The organism is Pseudomonas sp. NPDC087612 (assembly GCF_044743505.1).
In the GTDB taxonomy this organism is placed as follows: domain Bacteria; phylum Pseudomonadota; class Gammaproteobacteria; order Pseudomonadales; family Pseudomonadaceae; genus Aquipseudomonas.
Genome location: NZ_JBIUWO010000008.1, coordinates 194,867 through 210,001, shown reverse-complemented (window position 1 = coordinate 210,001; position 15,135 = coordinate 194,867). Strand labels below are relative to the sequence as shown.

General features: G+C 54.6%; 15 protein-coding genes and 1 pseudogene. All 16 read right to left on the bottom strand.

What is annotated here, in order from left to right:
* Positions 1–29: 29 nt before the first annotated feature.
* Positions 30–623, bottom strand: coding sequence for a sugar transferase (locus tag ACIOVF_RS18245; protein ID WP_045195354.1), 594 nt, complete (start codon positions 621–623; stop codon positions 30–32).
* Positions 616–1,779 carry a DegT/DnrJ/EryC1/StrS aminotransferase family protein gene (locus tag ACIOVF_RS18240; protein ID WP_123567185.1) on the bottom strand — a complete coding sequence of 388 codons (1,164 nt, stop codon included), beginning with the start codon at positions 1,777–1,779 and terminating at the stop codon, positions 616–618. The genes ACIOVF_RS18245 and ACIOVF_RS18240 overlap by 8 nt, the downstream gene beginning before the upstream one ends.
* A gap of 4 nt (positions 1,780–1,783) precedes the next feature.
* Positions 1,784–2,410 carry an N-acetyltransferase gene (locus ACIOVF_RS18235; protein ID WP_184959555.1) on the bottom strand — a complete coding sequence of 209 codons (627 nt, stop codon included), beginning with the start codon at positions 2,408–2,410 and terminating at the stop codon, positions 1,784–1,786.
* Positions 2,400–3,593, bottom strand: a complete 1,194-nt coding sequence (locus ACIOVF_RS18230) for a glycosyltransferase family 4 protein (RefSeq protein ID WP_177329143.1) — start codon at positions 3,591–3,593, stop codon at positions 2,400–2,402. Before ACIOVF_RS18230 ends, ACIOVF_RS18235 begins: the two co-directional genes overlap by 11 nt.
* 59 nt (positions 3,594–3,652) lie before the next feature.
* Positions 3,653–5,056 (bottom strand): mannose-1-phosphate guanylyltransferase/mannose-6-phosphate isomerase, encoded by a 1,404-nt coding sequence (locus ACIOVF_RS18225; RefSeq protein WP_045195362.1) that lies wholly within the window; start codon positions 5,054–5,056, stop codon positions 3,653–3,655.
* The gene (locus tag ACIOVF_RS18220; RefSeq protein ID WP_045195365.1) at positions 5,053–6,102 is read right to left on the bottom strand and encodes an EpsG family protein; all 1,050 of its coding nucleotides are present in this window, start codon (positions 6,100–6,102) and stop codon (positions 5,053–5,055) included. Before ACIOVF_RS18220 ends, ACIOVF_RS18225 begins: the two co-directional genes overlap by 4 nt.
* 69 nt (positions 6,103–6,171) lie before the next feature.
* Positions 6,172–6,639, bottom strand: coding sequence for a GDP-mannose mannosyl hydrolase (locus tag ACIOVF_RS18215; protein WP_045195367.1), 468 nt, complete (start codon positions 6,637–6,639; stop codon positions 6,172–6,174).
* A complete protein-coding gene (locus ACIOVF_RS18210) occupies positions 6,639–7,604 on the bottom strand; it encodes a GDP-L-fucose synthase (protein WP_093380434.1) in 966 nt (321 codons plus the stop codon). Before ACIOVF_RS18210 ends, ACIOVF_RS18215 begins: the two co-directional genes overlap by 1 nt.
* Positions 7,605–7,606: 2 nt before the next feature.
* The gene (gene gmd, locus ACIOVF_RS18205) at positions 7,607–8,728 is read right to left on the bottom strand and encodes a GDP-mannose 4,6-dehydratase (protein WP_045195372.1); all 1,122 of its coding nucleotides are present in this window, start codon (positions 8,726–8,728) and stop codon (positions 7,607–7,609) included.
* A gap of 15 nt (positions 8,729–8,743) precedes the next feature.
* Positions 8,744–10,078: a glycosyltransferase gene (locus ACIOVF_RS18200; RefSeq protein ID WP_045195374.1), complete on the bottom strand. Its 1,335-nt coding sequence runs from the start codon at positions 10,076–10,078 to the stop codon at positions 8,744–8,746.
* The gene (locus ACIOVF_RS18195) at positions 10,075–11,328 is read right to left on the bottom strand and encodes an O-antigen translocase (RefSeq protein ID WP_401291297.1); all 1,254 of its coding nucleotides are present in this window, start codon (positions 11,326–11,328) and stop codon (positions 10,075–10,077) included. Before ACIOVF_RS18195 ends, ACIOVF_RS18200 begins: the two co-directional genes overlap by 4 nt.
* Positions 11,325–12,464, bottom strand: a complete 1,140-nt coding sequence (gene rffA / locus ACIOVF_RS18190) for a dTDP-4-amino-4,6-dideoxygalactose transaminase (RefSeq protein WP_123567182.1) — start codon at positions 12,462–12,464, stop codon at positions 11,325–11,327. Before rffA ends, ACIOVF_RS18195 begins: the two co-directional genes overlap by 4 nt.
* Before the next feature lie 135 nt (positions 12,465–12,599).
* Positions 12,600–13,652: an LPS O-antigen chain length determinant protein WzzB gene (locus ACIOVF_RS18185; RefSeq protein ID WP_401291294.1), complete on the bottom strand. Its 1,053-nt coding sequence runs from the start codon at positions 13,650–13,652 to the stop codon at positions 12,600–12,602.
* 108 nt (positions 13,653–13,760) lie between these two features.
* The gene (locus tag ACIOVF_RS18180) at positions 13,761–14,003 is read right to left on the bottom strand and encodes a lipopolysaccharide assembly protein LapA domain-containing protein (RefSeq protein WP_045195379.1); all 243 of its coding nucleotides are present in this window, start codon (positions 14,001–14,003) and stop codon (positions 13,761–13,763) included.
* Between the two features lie 20 nt (positions 14,004–14,023).
* Complete coding sequence (gene ihfB, locus ACIOVF_RS18175) at positions 14,024–14,320, bottom strand: integration host factor subunit beta (RefSeq protein ID WP_045195381.1); 297 nt, start codon at positions 14,318–14,320, stop codon at positions 14,024–14,026.
* 245 nt (positions 14,321–14,565) lie between these two features.
* Positions 14,566–15,135: pseudogene (locus tag ACIOVF_RS18170) on the bottom strand (S1 RNA-binding domain-containing protein); the annotation flags it as partial.

Here is a 15,135-nt window from a genome sequence, read left to right as displayed (position 1 = left end):
CCCTGTGATTTACCAGGGTAACGGCTACCTCATCGAGAAACGATCTTTGCAAGTGTGGCAAAAATGATCTTGATATCGGTCACCACACCATGTTGCTCGACATACTCCAGATAGTACTTCTGCTTGATTGGCAGAATTACATCAATATAGGCCTGCCGAGGATCCGGGTACTGGCCCAGGATCAAACTTTCATCAACCATCTCGATGGATGCCCGATCAGTGATCCCTGGGCGCACCGAGAGCACTTTGCGGCGCACCGATTCTTCATAGCAGTTCATGAATTCTGGTACTTCCGGGCGCGGTCCGACCAGGCTCATGTCCCCCAGCAACACGTCGATGAGCTGCGGCAGCTCATCGATCTTGGTGCGACGTAAAAAACGACCGGAGCGGGTAATACGCGAATCTTCGCCAATGGTCAGGCGCCCGGCACTTTCCGCGTGCAGCTTCATGGTCCGGAACTTATGAATCCTGAACAGATTACCGAAACGTCCGACACGCTCCTGTCGAAAGAATACCGGCCCGGGCGAATCCAGCTTGACCCACAGAAAAATCGCCAACAGCAACGGCGACAGCACCAGGAGACCCAGCGCAGCACAGACAATGTCAAAGAGCCGCTTAAGCATTGGCCAACACCGATCGCACCGCCGCAATCACACGTTCCTGATCGGCTTCGGTCATCTTGGTGTAGAGCGGGATCGAAACCTCCTGCTCGAACAGGCTCTGGGCTACCGGGAACTGCTCGGGACTCAGGGCACAGCTTTCACGCCAGTAGGGTTGCAGGTGCAGCGGAATGAAATGCACCGAGCAACCAATGCCCAGTTCGGCCATCTTGATGATGAAGTCGTCGCGCTTGATATTTGCCTCTGCGCGCAGACGCAGCGGGAACAGATGCCATGCATGCATGTCGCCAGCAGCGGCCACAGGCGGCAACACCAATGGCAGATCGCTCAGCGCCTCAAGATAACGCTCGGCCATGGCCTGACGCTTGAGTTGGAAGCCTTCAAGACGACGCAACTGGTGAATGCCCATGGCGGCGGCGACGTCGCTCATGTTGTATTTGAAACCGGGAGCGACAATTTCGTAGAACCAGGCCGGCGTCTTCGACACATAACGATCGAAGGCATCGCGACTGATACCGTGCAGGCGCATGATCCGGCAGCGCTTGGCCAGTTCCGCATTGCGGGTCACCAGCATGCCGCCTTCACCGGTGGTCATGGTTTTGTTGGCGTAGAAACTGAACACTGTGATATCGGACTCGAGGGTACCGATCTTGCTGCCTTTCCAGGTGGTTGGCAGTGCATGCGCAGCATCTTCCACCACCTTCAGGCCATGGCGACGGGCAATCTGCAAAATCGCATCCATGTCACAGCTCAGTCCGGCGAAGTGCACAGGCATGATCGCACGGGTCTTTTCGGTAATCGCCGCCTCGATCGCCGCCGGATCGATATTGAAGGTCTCTTCCAGCACATCCACGATAACCGGCGTGCCGCCCAGATACCGGACAACCTCGGCAGTTGCCGTGAAGGTATAGGACGGCAGAATGACTTCATCGCCTGGGCCGATACCAATGGCTTCCAGCGCCAGGTGCAGCCCGGCGGTTGCCGAGTTCACGGCAATGCTTTCAACATCACCACCAAGAAAACTGGAAAAGTCCGCTTCGAATTGCTTGGCTTTTGGCCCGGTGGTCACCCAGCCGGAACGCAGGGTGTCGACAACTTCATTGATTTCCTCTTCACCCAGTTCAGGAAGAGCGAAGGGCAGGAACGGAGTATTCTGCATAGGTTCACCGCAAGCGTTTGATGTAACGGTTCATGATGCGATTGCCACTTTTCTTCAGCGTGGACTCCAGCACATAACCATTGCGTTGATAAAAACCGTTGACCTCGACATTGGCATCGCGATCAGTTGTCAGGTACACAAAAGCGGCGCCGGATTCGGCAGCCCACGCCTCTACTTCTTGCAGCAGTTGCCTGCCCACACCCTGCCCCTGCGCCTGCGGCGACACCGAAATGGTGCTCAGCAGCACCGCATTCTCGGTATCGAGACTCTCGACCTGATCGCCTCGATAAAACACCGCCGCCCATAATTTTTTGGCGACGAACAACGGGTTCTTCAGCAAGCTCGGCAAGGCGCGCAAGGCAAATGCCAGCCAATGCTTGGCAAACAGGTCCTTGTAGAACAGCGATGGCTGGCGAATGGCAACCGCCAACCCCTTGGGCGCCCGGCCTGCCGAATCATCAGAGGCAAGGATGCAGGCGCACTGTTCGGACTGCAGGTAATGGGTGTAGAGCAAGGCCAGAAACTTCGGCCCCAACTGACTGAGAAAAAAGCCTGGAAACGCCTGAACATGCAAGTCGGCAAATGCCTGGACCTGAGCACTGTCAACCAACCTAACCCGTTCAAGCTTCATAGACATCCTCAACAATTGCCTTCAGTTTGGGCACTGCTCGCTCAGCCGAGTAAAACTCCTGGGCGTATTCACGACCGTTGCTTCCCATTGCGGCCAGACGCTCAGATGAGGCATTGAGCAAATAGTTCATCCCCTCCAGCACTGCCGCATTGGTACGCACGCCAATGGTATGGCCCGCATCCGATTTGCCCAGCTCGATTGCCGACTCGCTGCGCTCATCGGCCAGCAACAGAATGGGCCGGCCAGCCAGCATATAGGTGATCAGCTTGGAAGGCACTGAGGCGAACTCCTGACCTGCGGCGGTTGGCAGCAACAAAGCATCTGCGGCACCGAACACTGCCGGAGTCAGTTCGAACGGCCAAGGCGAAAGGAAGTGGCAACGGGACTCCAGACCGCGGGCCTTTAGCAACCGCTTGAGCTCCGGCACCAGCGATCCGTCACCTGCAAACAGGAACACTGCCCGTGGATCGACGCCATCCAGATAACCCATGAACTCATCCAGGCCGGAAGCGACGCCCATATTGCCGCCATACACGAAAAGAAACTGCTCAGGCGCCAGGCGCAAACCCATCACCTTCTCAAGCTCCCCTCGCGCCTGCTCCTTGGGTAAGGCCTGAATCTGACTGCCTTGAACCCAGTTTCGGACAAGCGTCACCTTCGATGGATCGATTTTTCGCGTCTCGGTATAAGCACGATGGAATCCATCGGAAATCACCACCAAGTGATCGCAGTTACGCGCGATGAGCGTATCAAGCTTGAGCAGGCCGCGATAAATGCCACCGGTTTCCTCGATACGCTTTTGCACGGCCAAGGACTCCGGATACAGGTCCTGGACACTGGCGACCACCTTGATGCCCTTGAGCCTGGCCGCCATCAGCAGCAGGCCGAGGGAAAACAACGGCCACACGTTGGCGTAGATCACATCAACCTTGCGCTGACGCAAGATGAAGAAAAATACTGACAACCCGAAAGAGATGTTCTCCAGAAATCGTGAGACGAAGCTGGATTTTTTCGAAGAAAAGGCAAACAGGCGTGACACCGGAAACGGCATGTTCAAACCGGCGATCTTCTCATCCAGCCCTTCGGCGGCGACGTTGCGGGTTGGTGTCGGACATGCCACCAGCACCTCATGTCCTTGGGCATGCAGGTACTGGGCGACATCAGCACTGGTTCTGGCACTCACCACCGGCTCGGGCGGAAAAACACAACTCGCAACTAAGACTTTCAACCGCAACCCCTCGCTTACGCCCGCCCGTAGATATCTTCGAAACGAACAATGTCGTCTTCACCCAGATAAGAACCCGATTGCACCTCGATCAGCTCGAGGGGCACTTTTCCTGGGTTCTCCAGGGCATGCACCTGACCGATAGGAATATAGGTCGACTGGTTTTCGGTCACCAGATAGGTTTCCTTGCCATTGGTGACCTTCGCCGTACCGCTGACCACGATCCAGTGCTCGGCACGGTGATGATGCATCTGCACCGACAGCTTGGCGCCCGGCTTTACAGTGATACGCTTGACCTGATAGCGATGCCCCTGGTCTATGGCCTCGTAGCTACCCCACGGGCGATACACTTCGCTGTTGCAATGAAACTCCTGGCGCTGCTGGGCCTTGAGGTTCTCAACGATTTTCTTGACCCCCTGGACCTTGTCCTTGTGCGCTACCAGCAGAGCATCCTTGGTCTCAACGATGATCAGGTCGCGGACCCCTACGGCAGCCACCAGGCGGCTGGTCGACTTGATGTAGCTGTGCTCCACTTCATCAGCCATGACATCGCCGCTGACGACGTTGCCACTTTCATCCTTCTGGCCAACATCCCACAAGGCGGACCAGGAACCGATATCGTTCCAGCCGGCATTCATTGGCACTACTACCGCATCGGCAGTCTTTTCCATGACGGCGTAGTCGATGGAGTCGCTCGGGCAGCGTGCAAAGGCCTCGGCACCGACGCGGGTGAAATGCAGATCACGGGAACTTTGCTCCAGGGCTTCGGCGCAACAAGCATGGATCTGCGGAGCAAACGCCTTGACCTCGTCAAGCAGACGGCTTGCCTTGAACAGAAACATACCGCTGTTCCACAGGAACTTCTTGCTGGCCAGATAGCGTTGGGCGGTGGCCAGGTCAGGCTTTTCGACAAACCGTGCAATCGCATACCCAGAACCCACGGCCGGCCCCTGTTCGATATAGCCGTAGCCGGTTTCCGGAGACAGCGGCTGGATGCCGAAGGTGACTAGCTTGCCTGCCTGAGCCAGCGGCAATGCGCTGCGAACGCACTGCTGGAAAACTTCGGCATCACTGATCAAATGATCTGCCGCCAGTACCAACAGGAGCGGATCCTGACCGTCCTGTACGGCCTTCAGGGCAGCAAGCGTAATAGCAGCGGCGGTGTTGCGCGCCACAGGCTCGAGAAGTAGCTCGCAATCATCGAAACCCAACTGGCGCATCTGTTCCGCGGCAACGAAACGATGGGCTTCGTTGCAGATGATTTGCGGCTTCAGATCGGTAAGACCGGACAGGCGCTCGACCGTCACCTGGAGCATGGTGTGCTCATCTGCCAATGACAGGAATTGCTTCGGGTTGAGCTCACGGGACATTGGCCACAAACGCGACCCGGAGCCGCCAGCCATCACAATAGGTAAAATCATAAGCCACCCAGGACCGAAGTATACGGTTGCACAAAGCCTAGGACTTGCAACACATAGATGATTTGGAATGTTGATACTGCGAGCATCCCTGCAGCGCCGACAACGCGACCAAACAGAATGGCGTACGCAAGCAGCGAGAATACCATGAAATGATTGAAAATATCCGATATCCGGTAGGCCACAACCTGGGCATCGTGCAACGCCAGCAAGATCAGCAAGCCACTTAGATGGAGGATCACCGAGTAAGCAATAAAGGGCTGTTGGCGCTGTATACGAGCAAACATAAAGACCAACGGCGATAACAGCGCAAAATGAAATATCGCCCGAAAAAAGTTGATCGAACCACCCTGACCACTAAGAATATTATTAATATAAAAGTCGAGCCTAGGGTTCTCCAGCAGCGACAAGAGCTGTAAAAACCCTTTAAGCACACTGATGTCCAGCAAGTAGAGTGCAAACAGCGCGCAGCAACACAAATATATATAAAATACCGTACGCACCCCGGCTGCGCGGAGCAACATAAAGGGCAGAAACAGAATGGCCGAATAATGAAACAACACGGCCCCACACAAGACCGCAAGACTTTTCGACCACTGCCCGTTAAACACCAAGTAAGCTGAACACATTACCAAGCCGGTGGCCACACCGATACGAATCTGCGTGAAGTCCTGCAGCAAGAAGAAGTAAGACAGGTAAATTGCAACACTCAACCAACGATACGGTGTTGCCCGCTCCATCACATAAAATTTGCTACCGACGCCCAAAACCGCGTAAAAAACAAACAGCAGTATCGCTGAACCCGTCAGTAGCGAAGACAGCTTCGCCAGAACGAAAAAAGTTGGCTCGACAAAAAACGGCCCAAATTCACCAGAAACAATACCTGCATAATAATCAAGGTAGTTCCCGTGATCGTCCGATACCCCGGGCGCCTGGAAGGCACACATGGCAATCAGCAAGGCGGCCAAGCCCCAGTAGCAAAGCTTGCGCTTGCCACCCAGCAACGAGAGTAGCGCCGAAACCATGAAAGGCAGATAGTAGAAAAGCATACGACGCAACCCTAGACAGAACCCCGAGCGACCATGTGAAACAGAGCAACTGCCCGCTTCGCTTAACCCTCAGCCCTGATCGAAATAGTCCAAGACATGCTGATGCACGCGCAACGAAGTTGTGCGCACGTCGACCCAGCGATATTCAGCATGCTGCTCACGTGGCAGGCTTTCAAGTGCCGAATCTGCCAGTAACAGGGTATAGGCGAGTACCACATAGTGAGTGCCCGAATCGTGCTCATCTGCCGAAAAGTAACTATCGCGGTAGAAGTGTTCGTACACACCGCGAAACGTCGCGCTCGCCATTAACAGTTGCACCCCGAGCTCGGAGTGACTGATGCGGCGAAACGCCTGTTCCAGTGACTCGTTCTTGCGCACCCGCCCCCCGGGGGTAAACCAGTATCCCTGGGCGGGACGATTCAAACGCTCGCCCAGAAGCACTTGCCCGTGCTCATTCAACACGAGCAGGTCAATCGCTATCAGAGGCGTATGCATGACGACTGTGCGGAATGCATCCGCCTGCAGATAGCCGGCCATTAGCGTCTGGCCGAACTTTCGTGATCGACAAACCACTGATAGGCATCGACCAGGCCATCTTCGAGACTGATAGAGGCCTGCCAGCCGAGGTTCTTCAAACGAGAGACGTCCAGCAGCTTTCTTGGCGTGCCATCAGGCTTGCTGGCATCAAAGCCAAGACGCCCCTGATAACCGGTCACTCGACAAATGGTTTCAGCCAGCTCACGAATAGTGCAGTCGACGCCTGTCCCCACGTTAATGTGTGACAAGGTCGGCTGGGTATGTTGCTGATACACCTGCGACTCCATGTTCATGACATGCAGGCAGGCCGCCGCCATATCATCTACGTGCAGAAACTCGCGCATCGGTGTGCCGCTGCCCCAGATGACCACCTCCTGGTCACCCCGCACCTTGGCTTCATGAAAACGACGAATCAGCGCCGGAATCACATGGCTGTTTTGCGGATGATAGTTGTCATGAGGACCGTACAGGTTGGTCGGCATGACACTGCGGTAATCCACCCCATACTGGCGGTTGTAACTTTCACACAGCTTGATACCGGCAATCTTGGCGATGGCGTAAGGCTCGTTGGTAGGCTCCAGTACGCCAGTCAACAACGCTCGCTCTTCAATTGGTTGCTCAGCGAACTTTGGATAGATACACGAAGACCCGAGAAACAGCAGCTTTTTTACGCCGCTGGCGTACGCGCCCTGAATGATGTTGGCCTCAATCATCAGGTTTTCATAAATGAACTGAGCTGGGTATTCATTGTTGGCATGAATACCCCCTACCTTGGCCGCTGCCAGGTAAACCTGATCGATCTGCTGCTCGGCAAAGAACGCACTGACCTGGCGCTGATCCAGCAGGTCGAGCTCTTCCCGGGTTCGCGTAACGATGTTGGTGTAGCCCTGCTGCTTCAATGCACGCATCAATGCCGAGCCGACCATACCGCGGTCACCGGCAACGAAAACCGTTTCTTTGCTCACGATTAACGCTCCACCGCTACATGCACGTCATGACCATGGGACTTGAGCAGCGCGTGGCGCTGGGCCACCTTGAGATCTTCGCTGACCATTTCCGCACACATTTCCTGAACGGTAATTTCCGGCACCCAGCCCAGCTTCTCTTTTGCCTTGGCTGGATCGCCCAGCAAAGTTTCTACTTCCGCAGGACGGAAGTAGCGCGGGTCGACACGCACAATGACATCGCCAACCTTCAGCGCTGGCGCCTTGTCACCTTCGATGGCGGAAACGATCGCAACCTCATCAACACCCGTGCCTTCGAAGCGCAACGAGACACCCAACTCCGCTGCTGACCACTCGACGAACTGGCGAACCGAGTACTGCACACCCGTAGCAATGACGAAGTCATCAGCAACTTCCTGCTGCAGCATCATCCACTGCATGCGAACGTAGTCCTTGGCATGCCCCCAGTCACGCAGCGCGTCCATGTTGCCCAGGTACAGGCAATCTTCCAGCCCCTGACTGATATTGGCCAACGCACGGGTAATCTTGCGGGTCACGAAAGTCTCGCCGCGACGCGGCGACTCGTGGTTGAAGAGAATACCGTTACAGGCATACATACCGTAGGCTTCACGGTAGTTGACCGTGATCCAGTAGGCATACATCTTCGCCACCGCATAGGGCGAGCGCGGATAGAACGGCGTGGTTTCACGCTGCGGCGTCTCTTGGACGAGGCCATACAGCTCAGAGGTCGACGCCTGATAGAAGCGGGTTTTCTTTTCCAGGCCGAGCAAGCGAATGGCTTCGAGAATCCGCAGGGTACCCAAGGCATCGACATCCGCGGTGTACTCAGGCGACTCAAAACTTACCGCAACATGAGACTGGGCGCCCAGGTTGTAGACTTCATCAGGCTGAACTTCCTTGATGATGCGGGTCAAGTTGGAAGCGTCGGAAAGATCACCGTAGTGCAAAACGAAATTCTGATTGGCAACATGTGGATCCTGATAGATATGGTCCACACGCTGGGTATTGAATGAAGAAGCCCGGCGCTTGATTCCGTGAACTTCGTAACCTTTTTCCAGCAGCAATTCGGCGAGATAAGAACCGTCTTGCCCGGTAACGCCAGTAATTAAAGCTTTCTTTTTCATTTCAATTATCCAGTTCTATATTTCAGCCGAAATCAAATCAGAAACCCTGTCAGCCCAGTGCAGATGGCTGAACACACGCGCTGCGCGCTCGTGAATGACGCCGGGTTGCTCGAGATCAGGCGCTTGCGCCCGGTAAACACTGAGGATACGTGCTGCCATTTGCCGGACATCAAGCCGGTCGACGATAAAACCATTGCGACCTTCTTCCACGAGCTCCGTGGCGATGCCGACATCAAATGCCACTACGGGTACGCCACACATTAGCGCTTCCCCTACCATCATAGGGCCAGCATCTTCGATTGACGTACTGACAAACAGATCAGCCTTACGATAAAGCGCCGCCAACGCGGCATCGCCTTGACAGTAGTCGAATTGGATCACTTTAACACGCTCAAGACCCAGATGAGAGAAGCGATCCGGCGCCAGGCACAGGAGACCAATCTCCTCCCCCGCGAGCAGCTGCTGCTCCAGACAGACGAGCACTAGGGAGAGGTATTCAAAACCCTTGCGCGGGTCGTCAGCATCATTGGCATTGGTAAGCATCCGGAACTGCACCGAACGCTCCGGAGCACGCTGCGCCAGTTCTGGCTTGAACAGGTCGGCGTCCAGCGGCAGCGACAACAGCTGATGGTCAGCATATTGAATGGCAGAGCGCTTTCCGGCCTCATGAATGCGCTGGCTACCCGACAATAATGTCGCCTTCATCTGCAGAATATTCACCGACTTGGCGCGCAACTGATAAGCCGCATAATTTTTCTGGCGCTGATCGAGCGCCGGACAATCAGAGCAATCGACCTGGAAACCCGTGCACTGCCAGTAGTAGTGGCAGCCACCGGTCAGGTGCGCCATGTCCATTGAGGTGTAATACACCTTGCAACCAGTTTTTCTCTGGATCTGCAGGACATCGAAGCTGTTGGCAAAGCCCGCAACCCAGTGCACAAAGAGCACATCTGCCGAGGTAATACGCTGAACCAGCTCGGGATTGATGCCTTGAACCGCGGACTCGCCGACAGAAAAGAACAGGTACTTTCTTTTTGCCGAAAATCGCTCGCGAGCGGCAAAGTGGGCCCGCACCCTGGAGAACACTTTTGATGGCAAGTGCTTCCTGGCAAACGCCTTGATACGGACCTTGAACAGTTCGCTCACCACCCGCGTTACCGCCGGCACGGTATGGGACGATCGGGATTCAGCCACAAACAATTGCGAGTCGTGCCCGGCTGCCAGCAAGGACGCGTGAAAGCGCAAAGCCGCACTGCCGGCACCACCAAAATCATTGGTAGACAAGTGAATGACCCTGGCTCTGAGCGCTTGCTGCGCCCGCTCGGACGCACCGGTTTCCTTGAGACTCAACGCTGCTTCCTCATATAAACCCGCAAACCGATCAAGCAAATAACGAAGTACAGGATATAAGTAACAACGTATGCTTGCATAACACTTTCAACGCCCACCTGAGCGCGACTCATCAGCCAGGCACCCAACAAAAACAAACCGCCCTGGAGCACCTCGGCAATAATATATAACTTCGTTGCCGCCTTCGCCACGGCGATAAAACCGATGACATAGGCCGATATTTTGAAAAAGTCCCCCAGCAACTGATAAATAATCAGGTCGGCCAGCGGGCTAAACTCTTCGGAAAAAATAAGCTTTATGAAGAACGTTCGCCCCAGGTACAGCGTCCCCGCACCAAGGACAAAAATAGCCTGAACCAGATACAGGTGCCGGAGTGTCATCTTCACCACGACAGTACTGTTCTGTTCAGGGGAAATCCGTGGCACAAAATAGAAGGCCAGGAACATGGTAAAGAAACCCAGGTACGCCGCAGAAAAGCGAATCGCCGCCTGCCAGATCCCCGCATCGTGATAGCCCACCTGGGAAATCAACATGCTGCGCACAGTGATTTCTACCAGCGGGAATGCCAGCGTGCTGACCACCAGCATTGTGGTATAGGCAAACAATTGCCGGAACGACAGCCCATCAATCTTGAATAGGCGAATCCGCCCCCAAAAAGGTGAGCGACGGTAAAAGTACAGTGCTGGTAGCGCGCACAAGGATGAAGCCAGAACGATGGAAACCCCGGCCCCATACTCTAGATAACGGGAGATACAGAACCATAACAAAGGGACCGCCAGGACGTTGCCAAGAATCTGGCTGTAGGCGAAAACGTGGGTTACACGCAAGCCATTGGTGACACCGAAAACAACATTTGCAAACGCCAGTGCCAACTGGGCAATGGCCAGCAGAATGATGATCGACTGATAGTCATCGACACCAAATACAAACAGTGAAAGCGACCGTGAAAGCACTATCCCCGCAATACAAACCAACAGGGAGAATAACAGGGCATAGGTGACCGCAGCCGAAATGAAACGCAGCAGTTTCCTGGGCGTCTGGTGGTACTCAGAACAGTACTTGACCAACGCATTGATGATGCCGCCTCCGGAAAGAATCGTCAGCACACTGACAACACTCATCAGGTGCCCGAGCTTACCCACGCCCTCCGGACCAAGATAAACAGCCATGACCTTAAGAAGGATGAAGCCCATGAGCACTTTCGATGCATGGGCGCCACCCGTGAACAGGGCTGAACGGACAGCACTCATTGAATTGAACTCAGCCCCTCGAGCGCTGCATCAATGACGGTAGCCACCATGGCATCCGTCATGTTGAACCAGACCGGAAGGCGAACCAGTCGTTCACTGTCACGAGTCGTTACTACGTCGTCACCGACAAACCTGCCGAACTGCTGGCCTGCAGGGCTGGCATGCAGAGGGATATAGTGGAATGGCGTCAAGATTTCGCGCTGACGCATATGGCTGATGAACTTCGCACGCTGGTCGAGCGACTGGAGTTTCAGGTAGTACATATGGCCATTGTGCTCGCAGCCCTCCGGAACCTGGGGACGCTGAACCAGCCCATGCAATTCCGAAGCCGCAAAGGCCTGGTGATACATATCCCAGATTTGCAGTCGACGGGCATTGATCTCTTTCGATTTTTCCAACTGTGCATAGAGGTAAGCAGCCTGCAACTCACCCGGCAAGAAACTTGAGCCAATGTCACGCCACGTGTACTTGTCGACCTGCCCACGAAAGAACTGCGAGCGGTTCGTACCTTTCTCACGAATGACTTCTGCACGCAAAACAAAGCGCTCGTCATTAATCAGCAGCAAGCCCCCCTCACCACCGCTGGTATAGTTCTTGGTCTCGTGAAAGCTGTAAGCCGCCAAATGCCCAATGGTGCCCAGCGGCCGTCCTTTGTAGGTCGACATCATGCCTTGAGCCGCATCTTCGACAACGAACAGGCCGTACTTCTCGGCAATGGCCATCAACGTGTCCATTTCGCAGGCAACACCGGCATAGTGCACAGGAACGATCGCTTTTGTTCGTTCGGTAATCGCCTGTTCAACCAAGGTTTCGTCGATATTCATGGTGTCAGCCCGAACATCAACAAAGACAATTTTGGCACCGCGCAAAACAAAGGCGTTGGCGGTACTGACAAAGGTATAGCTTGGCATGATGACTTCATCGCCAGGGCCAATATCCAGAAGCAGTGCTGCCATTTCGAGCGCCTGGGTACAGGACGGCGTTAACAACGTGCGCAAGCAAGCAAAGCTTGTCTCAAACCACTGTTGGCAGCGTTGACTAAACTCGCCATCTCCGGACATTTTATCGCTGCGCATCGCCGCAATAACGTACTGATCTTCCGCACCGGTGTAAGGTGGTTTGTTGAACGGAATCATGCTACACCCTCGAAAATTCGCTTTCAGGCCGCCTTGCTGCACGATAGCAAAGCGGGCCTCACGATAAAACAGAGCCTGCCCCGGAAACACCAAAAGCGGCGCCGCCGCTTTTGGAGTCATGACCGAGCACTTTAATTATTGCGGTCGAACCGGCCGCCGGCGCATCGCTGCTGCCAACAGGACATAGCCTACACCCAGGAGCAATCCAGCCAGCGCAGCCATGGCCAGCACCACAGATTTTCTTGGCTTGATCGGGGCGTCAGGCTGTTCTATAGGACTGTCGATGCGAAAAACCGCTACACTCTCAGGGTTGACTTCAACACTCATATAGAACGCATACCGGGCCTGCAGGTCACGCAAACGGGTAATGAACGGATCGTCAGACCTGCGCTGCTCGAGGTTCTGAATCTCCGCCTCCAGCGCCTTGGTACCACGCATGTAGCTCAAGTGCCCATCCATACCCGCAGACACTTCGGTAGACAAATTCCCACTGATAATCGGCGGCTCTTTCAAACCAATTGCACGCGCAACATTCAGCGCCTCGCGCAACTGAACAATAAGGTCCTCGCGCACCTTCTGCCCACCTTCGCGCAAACGATCAATCTGTTGAGCCAGATTCCTCGCGCGAACTTCTGCTTCGCGGGTGACGTTCTTTATCATCTCTTCACGAGCCGAATCACCGGCGCGCATAACGTAAGTCTTGGCCCAGGCGACCACACGCTGTGGATCCTCGCCTTGCACTGTCAAGGAATAGCGATCAGGGGAGTCTTTTCCACTGGGTGAAATCACCAACTCACGAGAAAATTTTTCGTAAAGTCGAGTTTGCGAACCCGCACGCTCTGACTCGCTGAGCGATGGCAGATAAAACTCTTCAAAAAAACTACGGCGCAACGATTCCGCTTGAAGATCACGCAAAAAAACCTCGTACACATCCTTGACCGAGTACGGTTTCAGCTCAGCCTCGGCAGTACGACCGTAGTTGAAATCGGCGATACCATTCTGGGTCGGCGGAATGACAAAAACCCGGGCTTCATAAACAGGCTTGGCGATGAACAGATAAATCACAGCGGCCAAGACGGCGAGGAACATGACTGACAAGATAATCAGTTTTTTCGCCCAAAGGCTTCCAAGTAACTCAAGCACGTCCAACTCTGGATCTAACCGATTACTCTCGGGGGTGTTGCGCATTTATAATTCAGTCCTTATCAGGTTTCGCTGCGCTCTTATCGTTGAGCGTTTTTACATCTATATCAGCCACGCCCTTGCCATTGGCAATCGCCAAGCAGGCTACGAAAATCAAACTTTAGCTCGCCCCCGCCCTTCTTTGCCAAGCAATCGGCCGGCCAGCACCAACAAGGGGCCCACAGCCAGACCAACCAGCAATGCGATGAGTACAAATACAGCCAACGGCAGGGAAGGCAGTGTCCAGGCCATGAAATGCAATGACGCCGGCTGCTGATTATCCAGCACAAAAATCAGCACCATCGCTGCTAGCAGCAAAAGAAATACGACCAAAATCAACCGCTTGAAGTTCCGCACGGAGGCTTCCTTTTATCCGATTAGTGTTCTTGGGACTCTTCCTCATTCACCCGATCCCGCAGCTCCTTGCCTGGCTTGAAGTGTGGCACAAACTTGCCATCCAGGCTGACGGACTGACCGGTTTTTGGGTTGCGACCTACGCGGGGGGCACGATAGTGCAGGGAGAAGCTGCCAAAGCCGCGGATTTCGATGCGATCGCCAGTGGCCAGGCACTGGGACATTTGCTCAAGCATGGTCTTGATGGCCAGCTCGACATCCTTGGATGAGAGCAGCCCTTGATGGGTGACAATACGTTCGATCAGCTCCGACTTCGTCATATTTTTCCCTTCTTTATCAAGCAGCTAGATCATTGCTCCGTTGTTTTTAGCATGACCTGAGGGATTTGAACAGGGCGGTTCTTGACTTAATCGGATTTTGAAGAAATACGCCTTGGCGTAATGGATGATAGCTGTTTGCCATTGATTACGCCGAAGCTCACTGGCGTAAGGGTTTCAGCCGCAAGCAAGAATCGCAGGCATAAAAAAGGGCGACCGAAGTCGCCCTTTTTTAACACCAGCAGAACTTAGTTCTGTTTGGCCATTGCCTGACGCAGCAGCGCAGCCATGGTGGTGTCAGCAGCAGCTTCCGGAGCGGATTCTTTCAGGCTCTGGATAGCTTCTTTCTCTTCAGCGTCGTCTTTCGACTTGATCGACAGCTGGATGACGCGCGATTTGCGGTCAACGCTGATGATCTTCGCTTCGATCTCTTCGCCTTCCTTCAGGACGTTACGCGCGTCTTCAACGCGGTCACGGCTGATTTCGGAAGCTTTCAGAGTGGCTTCGATGTCGTCGGCCAGGGTGATGATGGCGCCTTTGGCGTCAACTTCTTTTACAACACCCTTGACGATTGCACCCTTGTCGTTGCTAGCAACGTACTCGGAGAACGGATCGCTTTCCAGTTGCTTGATACCCAGCGAGATGCGCTCGCGCTCTGGGTCAACCGACAGGATGACGGTGTCCAGCTCGTCGCCCTTCTTGAAGCGACGTACGGCTTCTTCGCCGACTTCGTTCCAGGAGATGTCCGACAGGTGAACCAGGCCGTCGATGCCGCAGTCCAGAACAAAGAAGATACCGAAATCGGTGATCGACTAGAT

Coding starts and splice junctions, on each gene's coding strand:
- ACIOVF_RS18245 (WP_045195354.1), bottom strand. CDS start 623: ATGCTTAAGCGGCTCTTTGACATTGTCTGTGCTGCGCTGGGTCTCCTG.
- ACIOVF_RS18240 (WP_123567185.1), bottom strand. CDS start 1,779: ATGCAGAATACTCCGTTCCTGCCCTTCGCTCTTCCTGAACTGGGTGAA.
- ACIOVF_RS18235 (WP_184959555.1), bottom strand. CDS start 2,410: ATGAAGCTTGAACGGGTTAGGTTGGTTGACAGTGCTCAGGTCCAGGCA.
- ACIOVF_RS18225 (WP_045195362.1), bottom strand. CDS start 5,056: ATGATTTTACCTATTGTGATGGCTGGCGGCTCCGGGTCGCGTTTGTGG.
- ACIOVF_RS18220 (WP_045195365.1), bottom strand. CDS start 6,102: ATGCTTTTCTACTATCTGCCTTTCATGGTTTCGGCGCTACTCTCGTTG.
- ACIOVF_RS18215 (WP_045195367.1), bottom strand. CDS start 6,639: ATGGCCGGCTATCTGCAGGCGGATGCATTCCGCACAGTCGTCATGCAT.
- gmd (WP_045195372.1), bottom strand. CDS start 8,728: ATGAAAAAGAAAGCTTTAATTACTGGCGTTACCGGGCAAGACGGTTCT.
- ACIOVF_RS18195 (WP_401291297.1), bottom strand. CDS start 11,328: ATGAGTGCTGTCCGTTCAGCCCTGTTCACGGGTGGCGCCCATGCATCG.
- rffA (WP_123567182.1), bottom strand. CDS start 12,464: ATGATTCCGTTCAACAAACCACCTTACACCGGTGCGGAAGATCAGTAC.
- ACIOVF_RS18185 (WP_401291294.1), bottom strand. CDS start 13,652: ATGCGCAACACCCCCGAGAGTAATCGGTTAGATCCAGAGTTGGACGTG.
- ihfB (WP_045195381.1), bottom strand. CDS start 14,320: ATGACGAAGTCGGAGCTGATCGAACGTATTGTCACCCATCAAGGGCTG.